This window comes from Clostridium sp. 16K-1-R1, from assembly GCF_023921145.1.
In the GTDB taxonomy this organism is placed as follows: Bacteria; Bacillota; Clostridia; order Clostridiales; family Clostridiaceae; genus Sarcina; species Sarcina perfringens.
The window spans coordinates 1,460,106-1,481,971 of the sequence record NZ_CP046515.1 but is presented as its reverse complement, the minus strand read 5'-3'; the positions used below and the strand labels follow the sequence as shown (position 1 = coordinate 1,481,971).

Annotated in this window: 23 protein-coding genes; 6 read left to right on the top strand and 17 right to left on the bottom strand. The window is 27.3% G+C overall.

The genetic code is table 11. The features are described from left to right. Positions 1 to 106: 106 nt before the first annotated feature. A complete protein-coding gene (locus GOM42_RS06455; protein WP_003458586.1) occupies positions 107 to 1,555 on the bottom strand; it encodes an ABC transporter substrate-binding protein in 1,449 nt (482 codons plus the stop codon). A gap of 518 nt (positions 1,556 to 2,073) precedes the next feature. Here GOM42_RS06455 and crcB point away from each other — a divergent pair. Together crcB and GOM42_RS06445 are read left to right on the top strand one after the other, a co-directional pair. Then, the gene (crcB, locus tag GOM42_RS06450; RefSeq protein WP_003458613.1) at positions 2,074 to 2,460 is read left to right on the top strand and encodes a fluoride efflux transporter CrcB; all 387 of its coding nucleotides are present in this window, start codon (positions 2,074 to 2,076) and stop codon (positions 2,458 to 2,460) included. A gap of 19 nt (positions 2,461 to 2,479) precedes the next feature. Then, the gene (locus GOM42_RS06445) at positions 2,480 to 2,821 is read left to right on the top strand and encodes a DUF190 domain-containing protein (protein WP_003476035.1); all 342 of its coding nucleotides are present in this window, start codon (positions 2,480 to 2,482) and stop codon (positions 2,819 to 2,821) included. On the opposite strand, the gene GOM42_RS06440 is transcribed toward GOM42_RS06445, so the two are convergent. Beyond that, positions 2,818 to 4,269 (bottom strand): ABC transporter substrate-binding protein, encoded by a 1,452-nt coding sequence (locus GOM42_RS06440; protein ID WP_041702658.1) that lies wholly within the window; start codon positions 4,267 to 4,269, stop codon positions 2,818 to 2,820. The genes GOM42_RS06445 and GOM42_RS06440 overlap by 4 nt on opposite strands. A gap of 173 nt (positions 4,270 to 4,442) precedes the next feature. Here GOM42_RS06440 and GOM42_RS06435 point away from each other — a divergent pair, with 173 nt between their 5' ends. Next, a complete protein-coding gene (locus GOM42_RS06435; RefSeq protein WP_003448881.1) occupies positions 4,443 to 5,000 on the top strand; it encodes a phosphatase PAP2 family protein in 558 nt (185 codons plus the stop codon). Here the strand turns inward: GOM42_RS06435 and GOM42_RS06430 are convergent. Together GOM42_RS06430 and GOM42_RS06425 are read right to left on the bottom strand one after the other, a co-directional pair. Beyond that, positions 4,997 to 6,079: a pyruvate kinase gene (locus GOM42_RS06430; protein WP_011590647.1), complete on the bottom strand. Its 1,083-nt coding sequence runs from the start codon at positions 6,077 to 6,079 to the stop codon at positions 4,997 to 4,999. The two genes, GOM42_RS06435 and GOM42_RS06430, sit on opposite strands and share 4 nt — an antisense overlap. Before the next feature lie 368 nt (positions 6,080 to 6,447). Next, on the bottom strand, positions 6,448 to 6,888 hold the full coding sequence (locus GOM42_RS06425; protein ID WP_003477720.1) for a hypothetical protein: 441 nt from the start codon (positions 6,886 to 6,888) through the stop codon (positions 6,448 to 6,450). Between the two features lie 114 nt (positions 6,889 to 7,002). Here GOM42_RS06425 and GOM42_RS06420 point away from each other — a divergent pair, with 114 nt between their 5' ends. Next, positions 7,003 to 7,473, top strand: coding sequence for a DUF4883 family protein (locus GOM42_RS06420; protein ID WP_025647813.1), 471 nt, complete (start codon positions 7,003 to 7,005; stop codon positions 7,471 to 7,473). Between the two features lie 70 nt (positions 7,474 to 7,543). Here the strand turns inward: GOM42_RS06420 and folK are convergent, their stop codons facing one another. From folK to GOM42_RS06385, 7 genes are read right to left on the bottom strand one after another with little or no spacing between them, the layout of a single operon-like run. Beyond that, on the bottom strand, positions 7,544 to 8,365 hold the full coding sequence (gene folK, locus GOM42_RS06415; RefSeq protein ID WP_011590646.1) for a 2-amino-4-hydroxy-6-hydroxymethyldihydropteridine diphosphokinase: 822 nt from the start codon (positions 8,363 to 8,365) through the stop codon (positions 7,544 to 7,546). Positions 8,366 to 8,377: 12 nt separating this feature from the next. Then, positions 8,378 to 9,187, bottom strand: a complete 810-nt coding sequence (gene folP / locus GOM42_RS06410; RefSeq protein WP_011590645.1) for a dihydropteroate synthase — start codon at positions 9,185 to 9,187, stop codon at positions 8,378 to 8,380. 12 nt (positions 9,188 to 9,199) lie between these two features. Next, a complete protein-coding gene (locus GOM42_RS06405) occupies positions 9,200 to 9,673 on the bottom strand; it encodes an HD domain-containing protein (RefSeq protein ID WP_110077432.1) in 474 nt (157 codons plus the stop codon). A gap of 25 nt (positions 9,674 to 9,698) precedes the next feature. Further along, positions 9,699 to 10,256 (bottom strand): GTP cyclohydrolase I FolE, encoded by a 558-nt coding sequence (gene folE, locus GOM42_RS06400; RefSeq protein ID WP_011590644.1) that lies wholly within the window; start codon positions 10,254 to 10,256, stop codon positions 9,699 to 9,701. A 14-nt stretch (positions 10,257 to 10,270) separates the two neighbouring features. Further along, a complete protein-coding gene (locus GOM42_RS06395) occupies positions 10,271 to 11,041 on the bottom strand; it encodes an aminotransferase class IV (protein WP_041702656.1) in 771 nt (256 codons plus the stop codon). 17 nt (positions 11,042 to 11,058) lie between these two features. Beyond that, complete coding sequence (pabB, locus tag GOM42_RS06390) at positions 11,059 to 12,405, bottom strand: aminodeoxychorismate synthase component I (protein WP_011590642.1); 1,347 nt, start codon at positions 12,403 to 12,405, stop codon at positions 11,059 to 11,061. Positions 12,406 to 12,410: 5 nt separating this feature from the next. Beyond that, positions 12,411 to 13,001: an aminodeoxychorismate/anthranilate synthase component II gene (locus GOM42_RS06385; protein WP_110077431.1), complete on the bottom strand. Its 591-nt coding sequence runs from the start codon at positions 12,999 to 13,001 to the stop codon at positions 12,411 to 12,413. 266 nt (positions 13,002 to 13,267) lie between these two features. Between GOM42_RS06385 and GOM42_RS06380 the strand changes: the two genes are divergently transcribed. Both GOM42_RS06380 and GOM42_RS06375 read left to right on the top strand, forming a co-directional pair. After that, on the top strand, positions 13,268 to 14,110 hold the full coding sequence (locus tag GOM42_RS06380; protein ID WP_011590641.1) for a PHP domain-containing protein: 843 nt from the start codon (positions 13,268 to 13,270) through the stop codon (positions 14,108 to 14,110). 204 nt (positions 14,111 to 14,314) lie between these two features. Further along, positions 14,315 to 16,951 (top strand): FAD-dependent oxidoreductase, encoded by a 2,637-nt coding sequence (locus tag GOM42_RS06375; RefSeq protein ID WP_110077430.1) that lies wholly within the window; start codon positions 14,315 to 14,317, stop codon positions 16,949 to 16,951. 107 nt (positions 16,952 to 17,058) lie between these two features. On the opposite strand, the gene GOM42_RS06370 is transcribed toward GOM42_RS06375, so the two are convergent. The 6 genes from GOM42_RS06370 to GOM42_RS06345 all read right to left on the bottom strand — a co-directional run bounded on the left by GOM42_RS06370 (position 17,059) and on the right by GOM42_RS06345 (position 21,849). Beyond that, complete coding sequence (locus GOM42_RS06370) at positions 17,059 to 17,304, bottom strand: TIGR03905 family TSCPD domain-containing protein (protein WP_049039178.1); 246 nt, start codon at positions 17,302 to 17,304, stop codon at positions 17,059 to 17,061. 43 nt (positions 17,305 to 17,347) lie between these two features. Continuing rightward, entirely contained in the window at positions 17,348 to 17,728 is a 381-nt protein-coding gene (locus GOM42_RS06365; RefSeq protein WP_003458553.1) for a RidA family protein, read from the bottom strand. A gap of 115 nt (positions 17,729 to 17,843) precedes the next feature. Beyond that, a complete protein-coding gene (locus tag GOM42_RS06360; RefSeq protein ID WP_049039177.1) occupies positions 17,844 to 18,071 on the bottom strand; it encodes a hypothetical protein in 228 nt (75 codons plus the stop codon). A gap of 195 nt (positions 18,072 to 18,266) precedes the next feature. Beyond that, the gene (locus GOM42_RS06355; RefSeq protein ID WP_003476019.1) at positions 18,267 to 18,626 is read right to left on the bottom strand and encodes a methylglyoxal synthase; all 360 of its coding nucleotides are present in this window, start codon (positions 18,624 to 18,626) and stop codon (positions 18,267 to 18,269) included. A 168-nt stretch (positions 18,627 to 18,794) separates the two neighbouring features. Beyond that, positions 18,795 to 20,318: a GGDEF domain-containing phosphodiesterase gene (locus GOM42_RS06350; protein WP_110077429.1), complete on the bottom strand. Its 1,524-nt coding sequence runs from the start codon at positions 20,316 to 20,318 to the stop codon at positions 18,795 to 18,797. Positions 20,319 to 20,442: 124 nt separating this feature from the next. Next, positions 20,443 to 21,849, bottom strand: coding sequence for an aminopeptidase (locus GOM42_RS06345; RefSeq protein ID WP_003472255.1), 1,407 nt, complete (start codon positions 21,847 to 21,849; stop codon positions 20,443 to 20,445). Between the last annotated feature and the right edge of the window lie 17 nt (positions 21,850 to 21,866).

Below are 21,866 nucleotides of genomic sequence, written 5' to 3'. Positions count from 1 at the left end.
TTTACTCTCTTCTAAAATGATATTAACTCTTATTAAAACAGATTGAATTTATTAAAAAAAATAAAAAAGAGTGGCTTAAAACCACTCTTTTTATATTTAAAATTTATTATTTATTAGAAGCTTTCCATTCATCTAATTGTTTTTGCATTTCAGCTTTTATGTCATCTAATCCAGATGCAGCTAACTTTTTATTTAAGTCATCTAATCCTTTTACTGGATCTACTGAACCTGAGTATAAAGTTCTTTCAAACTCTTGTAATACGTTATTAACTGCTGATATTTGAGTTGTAACTGGCTCTGTATTGAACTTAAATCCTAAGATTGGTGAAGTCTTAGCACCTTGGTTAAATTCTTCAAAAGCATCCCATTTATCTGCTGGGTCACTATCTAAAACGTAAGTATCAAATAAGTTTCCGTAAGCCCAACTTGTAACACTATATGGTCCATTTGGATCTCTCTTTATTTGATTGTCACTAACTTTTTCATAGTGAGTTCCCTCTATTCCAAACATTAATAGGTTTCTTAATGTAGAGTCAGTATTTACTAAGTTTATAAGCTCCATAGCTTTTTCAGGATGCTTAGATGTTGCTGATATAGCAGTCATAGCTCCAGTTGTTGAGTTATTTGTAACATATGGAGGGATTATTGATGATGTTACAACTTCTCTACCTAAAGCTTGTCCCCATCCATTTTCTGCATATGGTTGTCCATCAGCTTTCCACATAAATCTCTTAACTTCATTTTTCATATTATTAACTGCTGCATCTTGATTTATATATCCTTTTTCATAGTATTCTCTTAATTTAGTCATCATAGACTTCATTTCTTCTGTCTCATACATATTTTGTACTGTTAAAGTATCATCATTGTAGAATATTCCTAATGGTCTCATTATTTCATCAAACTCTAATGGAATTGAATCCCCTTGAGTATAGAATGGTACAAAATCTGGTTCCTTTTCTTTTATTATTTGTAACCATGGTTCTAAATCTTCTACTGAGTGTAAATCTTGATATGGAATATCATATTTTTCAACAAGCTCCTTATCAAATACCCACATAGGTGCTCCTGCTATTTCTTTTTGGTTTGGAACTCCATATATTTTTCCATCAACCTCAGCACCTTTCCAAAGTCTTTCATCTATAACCCCTTTAAGGTCTGCTCCCTCTTTATCTAATAAGTCATTTAATTCAAGGAAAGCACCTTTTCTAGCATTTTCTAAATATGGGAAAGCCCATGAACATGTAAATGCTAAATCATATTCTTCTCCTGAGTTAGCTATTACATTCATTTTTTGGCTGTAATCACCAAAGTCAATATGTTTTATGTCTACAGTAGCATTTATTTTATCTTTTATATATTTATTTACTTCCTCTTCTACTAATTCTCCATCTGTTTGAGGTTTACCTATTACATACCATACTAAGTTAACTGGCTCCTCACTTGCTGCTCCTCCCTCTGCTTTTTTGTCACTTGATCCACATCCTGTAAGCATTACAGATGTAGTCATTACTCCTCCTAAAATTAATGCTAATAATTTTTTGTGTCTAAGCATTTTTTTTCCCCCTCATATTACTATTTTTATACCATTTAGATCCCTTAATCTCAAAGACTAAACAAACGTTTACAATAATCATATACTTTATCAAATTTAATTAAAATTAATATGATAATCATATATTTTTTTTAGTATTTTGTTTGAGAAGCTTTAAGTAAATTAAAGTTTCTATAGTTAATTTATAACATAACAGTAAAAAAGTCAACATTACAAAAAAGTCCTGTATTAATGTGTCAAACAGGCTATTTTACTACATTTCAAGGGTTTTTAACATTAAAAGATTTATATATATATTCTGTTAACTTTTTAAATATTTTAAAAAGTTTGAAATTTTTGTAATATAACTATTACATTTTGAATATTTTTATTCTTTCTCTAATCATATATGATTAAAATGTATGATATATTTTTAATTAGACTTATTATTCTGTAGAATTATACTTTTACTTTTTATTCAAAATTTGTTAACATTATAAAAAAGTATATTTATAATAATATTTAAGGAGATAATTAAAATGCAAAAACTTTTACTTGCTTTAATAGTAGGACTGGGTGGATTTTTAGGTGCATCCTTGAGATATCTTATTTCAATTTTTGCAGCCAAAAATTTTGGAGGAAACTTTCCATATGGTACTCTAATTGCAAATATTTTAGGTGCTCTTTTAATAGGTTTCATTATGGAATTCAGTATGGATAGTGCATTAATCTCATCTAATATGAAACTTTTTTTAACTACTGGTATTATGGGAGGACTTACTACATTCTCTACTTTTTCCTATGAAACAATTAGTATGTTAACTAATGGCAATATAACTTTAGGAATAGAAAATATAATCTTAAACTTAGGTTGTAGTTTATTATTTGTTGTAATAGGACAAAAACTTGCTAGGATATTATTTTAATTTTTAGGAGGAATCTTTTATGAGAAATGAATTTAAAGGTAGCTTTTTAAAAATATTTATTGATGAATCTGATAAGTATAATGGTGAGCCACTTTACTTAGAGATATTAAAAGTACTAAAAAAAGAAAATATCTTGGGGGCAACTGTAATAAGAGGAATTGAAGGCTTAGATAGCCATCATAAAATACATTCTGATTTTATTGAAATACTTGCTAGAAACTTACCTATAGTCATAGAAGTTATTGAAAGTAAGGAAAAAATAAATGAATTAATAGAAATCATTGAGCCTATGATAGAAACTGGAACCATTACAGTTATAGATAATATTCAGGTAATATCTTTAAATAAAAAAACAGACTAAAAAGTCTGCTTTTTTATTTTCCAATCATTTAATTGTCTTTCTAATTCTTCCTTAACTTTATCTATTCCAGCACTTTCAAGCTTATTAATAAGCTTTGAAACATATTCATCTGTATCTACTAATCCAGTATATAAACTTCTTGTAAACTCTTCAAGAACAGTATTTACATACTTTAGTTCAATACTTACCTTACTAGGGTCAAACTTAAATCCTAAGGCTTGAGATACATTAGACTTATTATTAACCTCTTTAAATTCATCCCATTTATTTTCTGGTTCATCTTCTAATACATATGTTATAAATAAATTTCCTAAAGTGTAGTAATCAACCATATAATTTTTAGATTCCTCTAAAAGCCTGATTTTATTATTTGAAATCTTTTCATAGTGAACTCCTTCAATTCCATAATTAATAAGATTTCTTAAATACTTATCTGTATTTAAAAGATTTAAAAACTCCATAGCTTTTTCAGGATTTTTTGAATTTTTTGATATAGCGATCATAGAACCATTTACTGATCCATTTGTAATATAACTTTCTAAAATTGGTGTAGCAACAACCTCTCCTCCACTTTTAATAGACCATATTTTTTCAGCATAAGGCTGCCCATCAGCTTTAGTTACAAATCTTTTAGTGGAAAAATCACCAGCATTCCCAATTTTAGTATTGGTATATCCAAGCTCCTTATATCTTCTCATAGTCTTTAAATTATTAATCATCTCTTCAGTTTTAAATATATTTACTACCTTAAAGTTATTACTTTCTAAATTTATTCCTAAAGCAGGGGCTAATTGATCCCAAAACATAGGAACTGAATAACTATCATCAACGTAAAAAGGAATTACCCCTTCTTCATTTTCTTTAATTAACTTTAACCAAGGTTCTAAATCTTCTAAAGTTTTTATATCCTTATAAGGAATATTATATTTTTCTACATATTCTTTAGAAAACACCCACATAGGCATACTAGAAATCTCCTTTTGGTTTGGAATAGCATATATACAACCATCTATTGCTGCTCCCTCCCAAAATTTTTTATCAAGAGCTTTATAAACATCCTTTCCATACTCTTTAATCAGGTTATTTAAATTAAGAAAGTCTCCTTCCTTTGCATTAGGATAATAATCATTAGCCCAGGAAGATGTAAATACCAGGTCAAAAATTTCTCCTTCATCAGTTTTATTATTCATTACCTTTGTAAAATCTGCATAATCTACAAATCTAATATCAATAGTTGCATTTATCTTTTTAGTTAAATAGTTATTTACTTCCCTTTCAACTCTATCCATATCGTCAGGTTCTATTCCAATGGTGTACCAAACCAGCTCTATATTTTTATTATTTAAACGTTTAATATAGTTTCCATTTTTAATTATATTAAATATTATTAGAAATATCATAAGTATTGCACTTATAATAATTAAAAGAGATTTTTCTAATTTTCTCAATATTAGACCTCCTTTTATTTATTACATCTACATTATATTTTGTTTCTCTAATTCTTTAAATGAATATTTTTTATATAATATTACTTTTTTTTATAAACTTATTTACATACTTATAGTAGACTTCTTAAAAATTTAGTAATAAAATATATTTATTAATTTTAGGAGGCAATAAGATGCATTTTATTCAAAATATAGATATAAATATACTTTACTTTATACAAAATAATATACAAAATAAGTTTCTTAATCCAATAATGATTTTCTTAACTTCATTAGGTAATTTAGGCTTTATATGGATTGCCATAAGCATCTTACTTATAATTTCAAAAAAATATAGAAAAATAGGATTATTGACTTTAGCTGTTTTAATTGTTAACACCCTGCTTGGTGAAGGACTTCTTAAACATATTATAGAAAGATCTAGACCCTTTGCAACATATGAAAGCTTACATATAATGATACCTAAACCAAGTAGTTACTCTATGCCCTCTGGTCATACCTCTGCATCCTTTGCAGCAGCATTTATGTTAGCTTATTATTTTAAAAATATAAGAGTATATATCTATTCCTTAGCTTCTTTAATAGCTTTTTCTAGATTATACTTGCTTGTTCACTATCCAAGTGATGTATTAACAGGTGCTTTACTAGGATATTTAAGCTTCTTAATAGTTATAAAATCCTATGAACTTATACAAAAATCTAAAATAAAAGATCAAAGAAAGTCTTTTTAGACTCTCTTTGATCTCTTTTTTATTTTTGATAATAACTTTTCGTAATATTTTATACTATTTTTTAAGGTTGTAACAACATACTCTTCATTTTCCCCAGTACTAGTTTCTCCAGTAAGCATAAACCCTGTTGCGCCACACCTAATAAAATGATATATATCGCTTAATTCATTTATTGTAGGCTTATTTTGTTTATTTCTAATAGATGAAAGTACATTTGTGGCTACTATTATTGATTTATTCTCATTTTTTAAAGCATATAATATTTTTTCTTGCACTATAGGAACATTTAATATTCCAATTTCTGCTGTTAAATCTCCCCTTGCTATAACTATTCCATCTAATTCTTTAGCAACTTCTTTAATATTATTTATTCCTTCATTAGTTTCAATTTTCCCCCAAAGCTTAGGAATAAATTGATTTGACTTTAAATTTTTAAAAACAATATTTTTAAACTCTCTACATTCTTCCATATAAGAACAATAAGAATAATCTATAATATCTACTTTATTATCTAAGGCAAATCTAATATCTTCTAAATCCTTTTCGCTTACCCCCCAATTTTTCCTATCTAAATTAGGAAGATTACATCCCTTTTCTTTTCTAACTACTCCACCTAATTTAACCTTAGTCTTTATTAACCCATTGTTATTGCTTATTACTATAAATTCCATAGTGGCATCTTTCATATATATCTTTTTAAAAGTATTATTGTATATAAACTTATTTTTTATATTTAAAGGTATAAGTTTATTTCTATCAATATTTTTAAGATAAACATCATAAGTTTCCTCTGAACAAAAATAAACTAAATCACCAGAATTAACTTTAAATGTTCCATATATATTATTAGCTACCCTAATCTTATTTCCCTGTAAGTCTAAAAGAATTTTTACATTCTTATGATTGCTTCTTATGTAATCTATACAGCATTCTACATCTCTATGCTTGCCATGGGATAGATTCATCCTAATTATATTGCCTCCACCTTTTACTATGTTATCTATTTTATTGAAGATTTCATTTTTGCTCTGTTCACTTTTGCTTAAAAATCTGGTGTTTATACTGCCTATAATATCCATAATTTCCCCCATAAATATTGCTACTTATTGATTTATATGCATAATAAGCTTTAAATATTATTTATATATCTTATCAATTAAAAAACACTTAACATAATAATATTTATTACTACTAAGTTTATTCCTAAAAATACTTAGTATAATATTACTTAGTATAATCATAAAAAGTTTCTTAAGAAAACTATAATTAAAGAAGTTCTGTCAATAAACTGTAAACTCTCTGTTTAAGTCTTGATAAAACTTCTTTAAAGCAAGGCTATATTTAAACTACTGTTAATTTTAAGTATATATCTTAAAATTAATATTAACTCAAAATAAAGCTTAAAGCAAAATATGGATAACTAAACCTATTAATTAAAGAAATAAGATTAGCTTACTTCCTTAATTATTTTATATAGTGCATCTGCTAATTTTTCTTTATTTATACTATCTATTTCAGTATCACTTATATTTATAATTAAGCATAAAGAGTCTAAATTCTTTACTAAATATAATCCTTTTCCACTTTTGATACTTATCTGTGAAAGGCCTATATAATCAACCATATCTTCTAAGTTTAAGGATACAACACGCCTAAGAATTTGATCATCTCCTAAAATTTCTATTCTCTTATCTTCTCCTATGCTCTTAGTTATTCTTATAAATATATCTGCCTTTGTATTATTAGATAATAAAACTTTCTTAAAAAAACTTTCTCCTAAGCAACACTCTTCATTAAAACAATCTATAGTAAGATCTCCTTCTTCCTTTAATTTTTTTATTAATACTTTTCTTAAATAGGAGTCATTTATATCTAATGCATATTTCACTATAAATCACCACCTTAATTCTAAGGACAATTGTAATATATATTATTCATTTTCTTAAAAAAAGTTCTACTAAAAACATAAGTTTCATAAATTAAACTGAAGGAGGTGATAAATTTGATGAAAAAAATTACTAAAATATTTTTAATAACCCTATGTTTTTCTCTTCTTTTAATTTCATGTTCTAAAATTAATATTCCTTCTAAGGAAAAACCTTCTTTAAACTATCACACTAAAAATTTAAGTGAACTAGTTTCTAAGAATAATATAAAAATCAGATTATTAGATATGAATATTTATAGTGAAGTAATTGTTGATAATGAAGATGTAAGAATTATTGATGACTTATTAAAAAGCTTAAAAGATTCTAACTTTATAAATGAGGAAGCTTTACCTAATAAACCCTTATATAAAATTTTTATAGATTTAAATAGTGAAAAGTATGTAATAGATATTTACGGAGATGATTTAATAACCCTTTATCCTTGGGATAGTGATGTAAGGAAGGATTACTTAAGTTTAAAAGATATTCCTAATTCCTTTAAATTAGAACCATTTTGCCAGTATGTGTTTAATAAAAAACAATAAAAAAAGATATAGGATTTAGTATAAATCATTACTAAATTCTATATCTTTATTAAGAATAAATTATTTATATTTATTTATTTTTATTTAATTCTTCTAAAAGTTCAAATACACGCTTTCTATATAAGGGATGAATCTTATATGGAGCAATTTCATTTAATGGCTCTAAAACAAAACTTCTTTCATGCATTCTTGGATGTGGAAGTATGATCTCTTCATCTTCACTTATTAAATCATTAAAAAATATTACATCTAAGTCTATAGTTCTAGGACCCCACTTAATCTTTCTCTCTCTTTTAAGCTTTTGTTCTACACTTAATAAAAACTTTATTAATTCCTTAGGGTTTAAAAGAGTTTTTATTTTGCAAGCACCATTTAAAAATTCATCCTGCTCAGTATATCCCCAAGGTTCTGTCTCAATTAAATTAGATTTTTTTATAATTTCAGTATGATAAGCCTTATTTATTTCATTTAAAGCTTCTTCTATATAATATTTTTTATCTCCTATATTAGACCCATATGAAAGGTATGCCTCATTCCATCCTCTCTCTATTTCTATAGATACAGTATCTAAACTTCTTAATATAGGTGCCCATGGCTTCTTTAAGGAAACCTTCACTTTTTTTACAAGAGGATATTCTAATAATATAAACTCACATAATTTTTCTGCTGCAGTTTCTATTAAATCATAGCTTTGCTTTTTAAACTCTTCCTCAACCTTATGTGCAAGTTCTCCATAATGAACAGATTTACTTAAATCTCCAGTAACTCCAGCCTCTCTAGTATCTAAGAAAAGTTCTATGCTTAAAACAAATTTTTGTCCAAGTCTTTTTTCCTCTTCAAAGACTCCATGATTACCAAAAACCTCAAAATCTTTAATAATAATTTTATCCATGAAAATTAACTCCTATCTTCTTACCATAGCATCAGTCATAAGGGCAGTTCTCTTATTTTCTAAAACATCATGAACTCTTACAAATTCGCATCCTTTAATTATTCCAAGAGTAGTTGTAGCTAAAGTACCTTCTAATCGTTCATCTGTTGGAAGATTTAAAGTATTACCTATTACTGATTTTCTTGATGTTCCTAATAAAACTGGATAGTCCATATTGCAAAACTCATCTAATCTATTTAATACTTCTAAGTTTTGATCATAATCCTTTGCAAAACCTATACCTGGGTCTAAAATTATATTTTCTTTCTTAACTCCAGCATCTAGGGCTATCTTTATACATTCTTCCATATCAGATTTCATAGTTTCTATGATGTCATCACCATATTCATTATCATTTCTATTGTGCATTATGCAACAAGGTACTCCATATTTAGCAGCCACAGTAGCCATATATTTATCCCTTTTAAAACCCCATACATCATTTATTAAATCTGCACCTGCTTTTATAGCTTCCTCTGCCACTTTACCCTTATATGTATCAACTGATATAGGTATATCAAATTTTTCTCTTAAGGCTTTTATTACAGGTACTACTCTATTTAATTCCTCTTCCTCACCAACAGGTGTATGAGTTGGTCTTGTTGACTCTCCTCCAATATCTATTATGTCAACACCATCATTAATCATCTTCTCAGCTCTCTTTAATGCTAACTCAATATCATTATATTTTCCACCATCTGAAAATGAATCTGGAGTTACATTTAAAATTCCCATTATGTATGTTCTTTTTCCTATTTCAAACTCTTTATTTCCTATTTTCACAAAAGTTCCCCCTTAAATAATTATGTCTAAATTCTTTTTTTCTTTGCTCCACTTACAAAGTTTTTCAGCATTACATAAAAAACAGCTTCTTGATTTTTTATCAGCTAAGTAAATAATTTTATCTAATCCTTCTGCTTCACTATTTCTGTGATTTAAAATTCCACTTAAAATAATCTCTATTTCCTCTTTATTAAAATCACATTCCTTTAAAATATCCAAACTCAATTTATAAGAAGCTTTATTATGTTTTTCTCCACCTTCATATTCTACCCATCGTCCTATATCATGGAGAAGTCCTATTGCATATATAATTTCCTTAGATACATTCATATTTTCCTCTAAGAGCATTATGTAGGCAATTCTTGATACATCTAAAAAATGCTCTAAGTTATGTTTACAAAAAATCCTATCCTTTTCACAGAAAGAATTCTTATTTAAATAGTCTTTATACTTACTATTATTAAGTATCTTATTTATTCTCTCCATAATAAACACCTCAAAGAATTAAGATCTACATAGAAATCATTCTAAAAACATCATTTTTTAAGCTTTCATCTTCTAAGAACTTTCCTCTATAAGTTGTTGTTACTGTTTTTGCACCTGGTTTTCTAACACCTCTCATGGTCATACACATATGTTCACCTTCTACAACTACCATTACACCTTGTGCATCTAAGTATTCCATTATAGAATCAGCTATTTCCGTTGTAAGCCTTTCTTGAAGTTGTGGTTTTTTTGAATAAACCTCAACACATCTAGCAAGTTTAGATAAACCTACAACCCTTCCATTTGGTATATATGCTATATGAACTTTCCCATAGAAAGGAACTAAATGATGCTCACACATAGAATAGAAAGTTATATCCTTCTCTAAAACAAGATCATTGCTATGAACTTCAAAAGTTTTACTTAAATGCTCCTTTGCATTCATTCCTATTCCTGAAAATATTTCTTCATACATTCTTGCAATTCTATCTGGAGTTTCTATTAAGCCCTCTCTATTAATATCTTCTCCTATTGCTTCAAGTATTAGTTTCATTCCTTCTCTTATCTTATCTTTATCGATCATTTTGCCCTCCATATTTAAAAGCTTATAATAGAACTTTCATATTTACTTTTTATTTCTTCTATTAAATCTTTTTCCCCAAAAAATTCTTCTTCAAATTGACTTACTCTCATTATTCCAAGAAGAGAATTGCTTATAAAAATCCCTTCACTATTTCTTAAGTCTTCTATATTATAACATCCTTCTTCAACTTGAAAGTTATTCTTTATCCATCCTCTAATTATTCCATCTAAAAGACCACAGCTAACCTTTGGAGTACATATCTTATTATTCTTAATAAAATATATATTACTAGTAGCCCCTTCTGTTAGCTCTTCTCTTTCATTTAAAAATATCACTTCATCAAAGCCTTCATCTTTAGCCTTTTCCTTTTCCATAATATTTTCAATATAGCAAGTGCTCTTTAAATAAGTTAATTTAGAGGTTCTATTTCTTCTTACTTCACTAAGTTTTAGAGAAAATCCTCTATTGTAATCTTCTATGCCATAAGGAATATCTCTAGTTGAATAAATTATATTTTTTTCAGTAAGAGTTATTTTTAAAGCCTTATTTCTTATTTTTTCATTTTTAATAAACTCTCTTAATTCCTCTTCATTAATATTAAAAGGAATATTTAAATTTAAACATCCATCTTTTAGTCTTTCTAGATGTTCCTTTAAAAACACTCCATTATTTAATACAAGTATAGTTTCAAAAATTCCCCGTCCAAAAAAAACAGAAGAATCTATGGTAAGTGAACATTTTTCAACCATACTATAACCTTTTTTATTTTCTCCTATATAAATCACTTTATATCACAACCTAATTATAATACTCTCATTAAAGCCTTTGCCTTATCTAAAGTTTCCTCATATTCCATCTCTTCTTCTGATTCAATAGTTATGCCTCCACCTACTCCAAAATAGGCCTTATTATCTTTTGTTAATATAGTTCTTATTACTATATTAAAATCACAATTTCCTCTTAAATCAAAATAACCTATGGCCCCAGTATAAATCCCTCTTCTAAGGCCTTCTAGTTCCTCTATTATCTCCATACTTCTTATTTTAGGAGCGCCTGTTATAGAACCTCCTGGAAAACATTCTCTTATACATTTTACAGAACTAACATCTTCCTTTAGTTCTCCTATAACTGTAGAAACTAAGTGAAATACTGTAGCATATTCCTCTAATTTAAATAATTCTGTAACCTTAACAGAAAAAGGTTTGCATACCTTACTTAAGTCATTTCTCTCTAAATCAACAATCATTAAAAGCTCTGACTTATCCTTTTCACTATTTAAAAGTTCTTTTTTATTCTTTTCATCTTCTAATTTATCTTTTCCTCTTGGTCTTGTGCCTTTAATTGGTCTTGTTTCAACCTTATTATTAAACACCTTTAAAAACCTTTCAGGAGAAGAACTTATAATTTGAAAACCTTCTAAATTTAAATAACAGGAAAAAGGGGCTTTATTTATACTTCTTAAACTTATATATGTATCAAAAGGATCAGAATTAAAATCACAGGAAAATCTCTGTGTTAGGTTTGCAATATATGTATGCCCTTCTTTTATGTACTCTTTAACCTTTTTTACTGAATTTATATATTCTTCTCTTGAAAAATTTGAAGTAAACTCAGTATTTTTATCTAAGCTGATATTTAAATTTATATACTTATCTTTTATTCTTTCATAAATCTTAGATATACTTTTTTCTGACTCTTCCTTAATTCCTAGGGCTGTTATATATGTTTTTTGATTTCTCAAATCAAATATTATTACATTATCATAAAATAAAAAATAACTATCTGGAATACACACATCATCTTTAGCACTTTTAGGCATATCTTCAATAACTCTTCCTATATCATAAGAAAAATAGCCCATAGCACCTCCTAAAAAAGGTATCTCACTATTATAATTTATTTTATATTCTAAAATAAGCTCTTCTAATTTTTTAAAAGGATCTCCTAAGACTAGTTTTTCATCTATAAAAATCTCATTTCCCTTAGAGCTAAACTTTTTAAAAGGATTTAATCCTATAAATGAATATAAAGAAAATTCGCTATCTTCCTTTGAACTATCTAAAAATATACTGTTTATTTCATCTTTAAATAAAGAATATACTTCATGTGGCTTAAGCTTATTTTCTATTTCCTTAATTTCAAAATTCAAATTACTCACCTTTCTATAATATTAAATTTCCTAGCATTATCAATAAAATTTTTAAGCATTTCATAGCCATATTCAGTTAAAACAGCCTCTGGATGAAACTGTACTCCTTCTATATTGTACCTTTTATGCCTTATTCCCATAACTACCCCATCATCACTTAAGGCAGTTATCTCTAAATCTTCTCCTAAAAAATTTCTATCAACTACTAAAGAATGATATCTAGTTACATTTATATTATTTTTTATTCCCTTAAAAATCCCTTTTCCGTCATGAGTTATTTTGCTCACTTTTCCGTGGACTGGGAAATCCCCTTTTTTTATTTTACTTCCAAAGGAATATCCAATACATTGGTGACCAAGACATACACCTAAAATAGGAATCTTTCCCTTAAATTCCTCTATAATATTTAAACATTCTTTCATGTCCTTAGGTGCTTTAGGTCCTGGAGATATTATTATTCCCTTTGGATTCAATCTTTTTATTTCTTCTATAGTTATTTTATCATTCCTCTTTATCTTTATATCCTCATTTAATTCCTTAAAATACCTAAGCAAATTAAACACGAAGGAATCATAGTTATCTATCATTAAAAACATTAATTCACCTCTAAAATATTTAGTTTAAAATCATTATATCAAAAACACCTAAAAAAAAATATGAATTTTATACCATTTATATATTTGAATCTTCTAATTAATAATCTTAAGTATTGTTATTACTTAATTTAAAGTTAAAAATTAATTTATTTTATTCTCATTTATGTGTTAAAATATTTATACTACAAATTTTTTAAAATTAACAATATTATTCAAATAATTATTATACATACATTGATTTTTTCAGTTTTAAAGGAGGGTTTACTATTAATATTAATGCAGAATTTCATTGTCACTCATTAGCTTCTGACGGAACACTATCTCCAAAAGAGGTAATTGCTGAAGCTAAAAAAGCAGGTATATCCTTAATAGCTTTAACAGATCACGATATAACTTCTGGTCTTGATGAAGCAAAGAAAGCCGCAAAAGAACTAGATATTCAATTTATTCCTGGAATAGAACTTAGTTGTGAGCATAAGGGGTCTACAGTTCATGTACTAGGATATTTTAGAGATGATTCTTATAAATCCGAAGATTTTCAAAAGTTCTTAAATGAATTAAAGGATTCTAGAATAGGTAGAGCAAAAAAAATCGTAGCTAATTTAGAAAAATATTTTAATATTAAACTTGATTATAAAGATGTCTTAGCAAAGGGAAAAGGTGTTGTTGCTAGACCTCATATAGCTCAATGCATAATAGAAGCTGGTTATCCTTATGATTGGGAATATATATTTGATAACTTCATAGGAAATGATAGCCCAGCTTATGTTCCTAACAAAAAAATTTCTGTAGAAGAAGGAATAAATATATTAAAAGCTAATAATGCTATAACAGTGCTTGCTCATCCAAAGCTTATAAAAAGAGTTCCTGTACAAGAAGTTATGGAATTTCCTTTTGATGGTATAGAAGCTATTTACTATCAAAATACTAAAAAAGATACTGACTTCTTTATTTCATATGCTGTTCATCATGATCTTCTTATAACATGTGGTTCAGATTTTCATGGAGATCATGAAGGAGATGAAAGACATGGTCATGTTGGATGCATGAGTATGCCAGAAGAATATCTTGAAAAATTTCTAAAAAAATATAATTGTAATAAAAAATAATATTAATGATTAAAATAATGGTAATATGGTTTAACTGCCAAATTACCATTATTTTTTTATAATCTCAAATAATTTAATATTTTATTAAAAAAAGTATTTACATTTCAATGAAAAAGAATATAATTTAATTGTAGGTATTAATTAATAATTAATATTAGTTGATTTTGATTGTTATAATTTTAACATATATTAGGTGGTGTTTTTATGAATTATTTAGAAGTAAAAAAAGATATTTATTGGGTTGGATCTTTAGATCCTGAATTAAGAGTTTTTGATATTATTATGTACACTCCTTATGGAACTACTTATAACTCATATGTCGTTAAAGGTAGTGAAAAAATAGCTGTATTTGAAACAGTAAAAGAAAAATGTTTTGATGATTACTTATCAAAACTTAATAGCTTAGGTATTGATCCTAAATCAATAGATTACATAGTTGTTGATCATACAGAGCCTGATCATGCTGGATCTGTTGAAAAATTACTTGAATTATCTCCTAAAGCTAAAGTTATAGGTTCAATGCAAGCTATAGAATTCTTAAAAGATATAGTTAATAAAGATTTTGAATATATAGTTGTTGGAGACAATGACACAATTTCATTAGGAAACAAAACATTACAATTTATCTCTGCACCATTTTTACATTGGCCAGATTCAATGTACACTTATATTCCAGAAGATAAAGCTTTAATAACTTGTGACTCTTTTGGAAGCCACTATTCTTGTGAAGAAATATTTAATGACTTAGTTCCTAATGAAGAAGAATATTTAGATGCCTTAAGATACTACTATGATTGTATCTTTGGACCATACAAACCATATGTTTTAAAAGCTATAGATAAGATTAAAGATTTAGATATAGAACTTGTATGCCCAGGTCACGGACCTATCCTTAGACAAGATCCTTGGAAGATAATAAATACTTATAAGGAATGGAGTACTCCAGTAAAACCTAAAATAAATGGAGATAAGAAAGTTACTATTCCTTACGTATCAGCTTATGGTTATACTAAAGAATTAGCTGAAGAAATAGCTAAAGGAATACAATCTGAGCACAATGTTGAAGTTAAATTATATGATTTAACTTATAGCAAGCAAGAAGATGTATTAGCTGACATAGGAGAATCAGATGGTATACTATTTGGATCACCAACAATAGTTGGAGAATTATTACCTCCTATTAGAATTCTTTTAGCTAACTTAAACCCTATTATTCATGGTGGAAAATATGCTGCAGCCTTTGGTTCATTTGGTTGGAGTGGTGAAGCTGTTCCAAGAATAGAAGCTAGATTAAAAGAATTAAAAATGAATATATTTGGACCTGGTTTAAGAATTAAGTTTAAACCATCAACAACTGAATTAAAAGAAGCTTTTGAATTTGGTAGAGATTTCTCAAGAACTATGTTTGGAGAAAAGGAACTTGATTATGCTCCAAATAATGCTACAGAAACTAAAGAAGTATTAACTGGAAATGGTAAAACAAGATATTGGAAATGCTTAGTTTGTGGTGAAATATTCGAAAGTCCAGTATGTCCTGAAGTTTGCCCTGTTTGTGGAGCTGGAAAAGAACAATTTATAGAAGTAGAAATGGCTACTTTTGAAAAGAATGATACTGATGATAACTTCGTTATTATAGGTAATGGAGCTGCTGGATTCTATGCTGCTAAAACAATAAGAGAAATAAACAGTACAGCTTCTGTTAAATTACTTTCAAGTGAAGAAGTATCTTCTTACTCAAGACCAAATCTTTCAGATCTTTTAAATGAAGAAATGAATTTAGATACTTTCTACTTAGCTAAATCTTCTTGGTACAAAGAAAATAATATAGAAGAATTACTAGGAGTTACTGTTACTTCTATAGATAAAGATGCTAAAAAAGTAATCTTAAAAGATGGTACTGAAATACCATATACTAAACTTATATTAGCTAATGGTAGCCATAACTTTATTCCACCATTTAAAGTTAAAAATAATAATGAAGAAGTTACTTTAAATTGTGAAAATATTCATGAGTTTAAAGGTATCTACTCTATTAAAGATTTAAAAGATACTTTTGATGTTAAAGAAGAAATGAAAGAAGCTAAGAAGGCTGTTGTTATAGGTGCTGGTCCTCTTGGATTAGAAGCAGCTTGGGAAATGAAACTTGCTGGATTAGATGTTACAGTAGTTGAATTCTTACCAAATCTTATGAATAACCAATTAGATCAAGAAGGTGCTGATATCTTTAGAAATCAAGTTTCTGATTGCGGAATAACATTCATAACATCAGAGGAATGTGCTGAAATAATAGCTAAAGATGGAAAATTAACTTCTTTAAACTTAAAGAGCGGAAAAACTTTAGATGCTGATATTCTTCTAGTTTCAACAGGTATTAGAAGTAATATAGAATTAGCTAAAGAAACTGGAATTGAATGCAACAGAGGTGTTATTGTTAACGAAAGAATGGAAACAAGTATTAAAGACATATATGCTTGTGGAGATGTAGCTGAATTTAATGGTCTTGTTTACGGAAACTGGCCTGCTGCTATAGAAATGGGTAAAACTGCTGGTGCAAATGTAACAGGAGTAGAAAAAGTATTTGAAAACTTTACACCATCTATAATATTAGATGCTTTAAATACTCATGTATTCTCAGCTGGTTTAATAAGATTTAACGATTCTTCTTATGAAAAAATAAGTTCTAAAGATGAATCAAAAGGTCAATATACTAAACTATTCTTCAAAGATAACATCTTAGTTGGAGGAATTATAGTTGGTGATATTTCTAAGGCAGGACAAATAATAATAGCAATAGATAATAAGCTATCTAAAGCAGCTGCTTTATCAAATGACTTACTATAAATAAAATAAAAAGTGACTATATAAATTTTATATAGTCACTTTTTTTATTTAAAGAAATATATTAAACTTAAGCAAAAATTACTTAAACTATATGCTCTTTGTGCTTGTTATAAGCTTTTTTTATATTCTTCTAAAGCTTTTGCAAGTTGATCTGGACAAGATGTTCCTTTTCCTCTGCAATCTATTCCTTTTAATTTAGAAATAGCTTCATCAACCTCCATTCCTTCAACAAGCTTAGAAACTCCCATTAAGTTTCCTGGACATCCATTTACAAAGCTAACACTTTTTATTTTGTTATCTTCGATTTCAAAATTAATCTCCTTAGCACAAACTCCTGTAGTCTTATAATTCATAAGTAAAATCTCCCCTATCTTGCTAATTATGAAGATATAGAAACTATTTTAAAGTAGCTATAACTTCAATCTCTATTTTAGCATCTTTAGGTAATTTAGCAACCTCTACAGCACTTCTTGCTGGTTGATTTTCTGTAAAATAAGTAGCATATACTTCATTCATTCTTACGAAATCATTCATATCACTTAAGAATACTGTGGTTTTTATTACTTTATCCATAGAAGTTCCCGCAGCTTCTAAGATAGCCTTTACATTTTCTAAAGATTGAGCTGTTTGTTCTTCAATTGATCCTGCCATTACTCCAGTTTCAGGATTTAGTGGAATTTGTCCTGAAGTATAAACAAAATCTCCTATTTTTATTCCTTGTGAATAAGGTCCAATTGCACCTGGTGCTTTGTTTGTTTTTATTATTTCTTTTGCCATATAAAACATCTCCTATTCTTCAACACATTACTTCTGATACTTTAATTTTAATACAGCAAAAATTTAAATTCAATGGATTATTACTATTTCTTCTCTTCTTCTCCCTCTGAACTAGTTATTTTTTTGTGCAATTTTCTGATCCCTTATTCTCTTTCAATTCTACCTTATCAGGATTAGGATTATTTAATATTCCTCCCATAACTAATATTGATAAAAATAAAGTTACTATTTCATTATAATTTGACGGCAAAATGCTCAAATTGAACCCTTCAAGTATTAAAGGTATTAAAGCAAAGATAGCTAACCATAATCTATAGTTCTTTAACATACTCCAATCATGCATATAATCGCTTCCTTTTATAATATTCTACAATTTATTATATTCTTAGCATGATTTTATGGTTATTATCTAAAAAAATAAGAAAAATCTTTTTCTAACAAAAAAATCACCTTAATTTTATATTAATATAATCCCATGATCAAACATGTAATCATGATGTTAGATTAATAAAAATTAGGTGATTTAGCTTTATTTTTACTAAATATCAGCCATTATAAGCTTAGCACTTTCTGTATTTGTAGCTAGTGGAACCTTGTAAACATCACAAAGTCTAAGTAATGCACTAATATCTGGTTCATGAGGTTGAGCTGTTAATGGATCCCTTAAGAAAATTACCATATCAACATCGTGATTTGCTACCATTGCTCCTATTTCTTGATCTCCCCCTAGTGGGCCACTTTTACATCTTTTAACGTCTAAAGATGTATTTTGCATAACTTTAAGTCCTGTAGTACCTGTTGCAACAAGTATATGTTTACTTAACTTATCTTCAAAATCTTTTGCAAGCTCTATCATTTCTTCTTTTTTCTTATCATGTGCTATTAATGCTATTTTCATTTGACTCTCCCCTTTTTTTCCCTAAACAAACAAAGTAACTATATTTATTTTCGTAAAATTTCCTTTCTTTTTTAAACATTTACACAATTAATTATATCCTAAATAAGAACATATTGAAATAATAACTTAAATTAAACAATAAATTAACTTTTATAAATTTAAATAATCCTATATTGACACACTTATACCTAAATTATTTACATATTCTAAGAATTCTTTTTCATTTAATGCTTTTGAAAAATAAAAACCCTGAATAACATCAAAATCTAATAACTTAAAAAAATCATAGTATTCTTTGCTTTCAACACCTTCAATAACAAGTTCAGCTCCTAAAGTCTTAGCAAAATTTGAAATTGAATTTATTATGGCTATATATTTACTATTAGGTATATCTGATATAAAGTCCTTTGGTATTTTTATTTGATCAAAAGGTATCTTTAATACTCTATTTATAGATGAATATCCCTTTCCAAAATCATCTATAGATATTTTAAATCCATATTTTTTAAGATTAATAATTTCATTTATAGCATTTCCGCTAACCTCTAAATCAGAATTCTCTAAAATCTCTAAGGTAATATTTTCTGGTTTAAGGTTATAATTTTTACTTATCTTATAAAGATTAGATCCTACCCCTCTATGTTTTAAGGTGTTTATTGATATGTTAACTGAACATTGTAACTCAATATTATTTTGAATTAACCTACTTTGAAATTCACAGGTTGATTCAAAAACATATAAATCTAAATCCTTAATAGCATCTATTTCTTCTAAGGTTTTAACTATATCACTAGCTGATATAGAGCCTAGAGTTTCATGATTCCATCGTATAAGAGTCTCATAACCTTTTATTTTATCATCTAAGGATGATATTTGAGGTTGATAAACAGTATATAACTTTTTATTTATCAATGAATCCTTAATATCTCTTATTATTAAATTATTCTTTTTTCTTATACTCCTTAGTTCTTCCGTATATTCTATAACATATATAAAATCTTCTTTTTTAGCTCTTTCCTTAGCAAAAAACACTTCTTCAATTATTTCCTCAAAACTCTTATTTCCTAAATTTATAGAATATCCTATATTAAATTCCATTTTAATTTCTTTATTAAGGCTATTTAATCTTATTTTTTTCAAATTATCTAGCTTATTTAAAACTTCTATTATATCTTCTTTATTTCTACTATTAATTGCAACTAAAAATTCTTCTCCTCCATATACTCCATATAAATTTTTAGAAGCTAAGCTTTTTGATATATTATTTAATCCCTTACCAAACTCCCTTAAAACTTCATCTCCTTTATCTCTGCCTAAAGCATCATTTATCAAACTAAATTTTCTTAAATCAATTAGGAAAAGTGTATATTCTCCTTTCCACATTTTAATATTATTTTTAAATTCAAATCTAGTAAATACATTGCTTAGAGGGTCTAATTTCTCCTCTAACAAAACTTTATTAATAAATTTATTTTTATTCTTGTGTTCTCTACTAAAAATACTCCTATTTTTTATAGCTTGACCTAAGTTTATGTATTTAAGAAATTCCCTTGTTATAAATATTATTTCAAGATAAAAAATCAAACTTAAAATTAAAAGAATATTTTCACCATTATATCTTTCTATAAAAATTAATGTTACTAACAATATAAAACTTAAAAAAATTAAATTCCCCTTTAATACTTTATTCATATATAAATCCTTATCAAACAAATTATTTTAATATAAAAAGGACTGTACCATAAATATATCTAATATACTCTAAATCATATATATTAGATTAGATATTTTGATACAGCCTTTCTTAACTGATTAATTATGCTTCTTCAAAAAATGCCTTATAACATTTTTTAGTTTCATATAAATCTGCTTTAGATGCTACTTCTAAAGGCGCATGCATATTTTGTAATGCTACTCCACAATCTATAACTTCCATATTGTATTGAGCTAATATATAAGCGATTGTACCACCCCCACCTTGGTCTACTTTTCCAAGCTCTCCAGTTTGCCATACAACACCATTCTTATCCATTATATTTCTTAAATGAGCTATATATTCTGCATTAGCATCATTGCAACCTGCTTTCCCTCTAGCTCCTGTATATTTGCTAAATACTACTCCATGTCCAAAATAAGCTGTGTTTTTCTTTTCACATACAGAAGGATAGTTTGGATCAAAAGCTGCAGTAACATCAGCTGATAACATCATTGAATTTTGAAGACATCTTCTAAGTTTTAATTCAGAATATTCTCCTTTTCTATCCATAAGTTCTGCAATTATATTTTCAAAGAATCTTGATTGCATTCCTGTAGCTCCCACACTACCTATCTCTTCTTTATCAACTAATAATGCTACACATGTTTTATCAACATTTTCTAAATCCATTAAAGCCTCTGCTGAAGTATATGCACATATTTTATCATCGTGACCATATGCTAAAATCATACTTCTATCTAATCCATAATCTCTTGCCTTACCAGCAGGAACTACTTCTAACTCAGCTGATACAAAATCTTCCTCAGTTATGCCATATTTTTCATTTAATAAAACTAATATATTAGCTTTAACAGCCTCTTTTTCCTCAGTTCCTTTTAATGGCATACTTCCAACTAAAATATTTAGGTCTTCTCCTTCTACTACTTTAGCTCCTTTTTTATCTAATTGATCTGCTGATAAATGGATTAAAAGATCTGAAATTCCTAAAACAGGATCATTTTCATCTTCTCCTATTTTAATATCTACCTTAGTTCCATCTTTTTTTACAACAACTCCATGTATTGCAAGAGGTATAGTTACCCATTGATATTTTTTTACTCCTCCGTAATAATGAGTATCTAATAATGCTAATCCGGAATCTTCATATAATGGATTTTGTTTAACATCCATTCTTGGAGAATCTATGTGAGCTCCTATTATTCTTAATCCCTTTTCTAATGGTTCTGAACCTACTTTTATTAAAGTTATTGTTTTATCCATGTTTATAGAATAAAGTTTATCCCCAGCTGTCACTTTTTCTCCATTTTTAATAACTTCATAAAAATTTTTAAACCCTTTACTTTCTGCCATATGAGCTAAAACCTTAACGCATTCTCTTTCAGTTTTAGCAACTGACATGAACTCCCTATATCTATCACTTAATGAAAATACCTGTTTTAAATCTGCCTCTTCATATTTAGTCCAAGCATTTTCATATTCTTTTTTTAAAACTTTTACATCTTTCATAATATAGCCCTCCAATC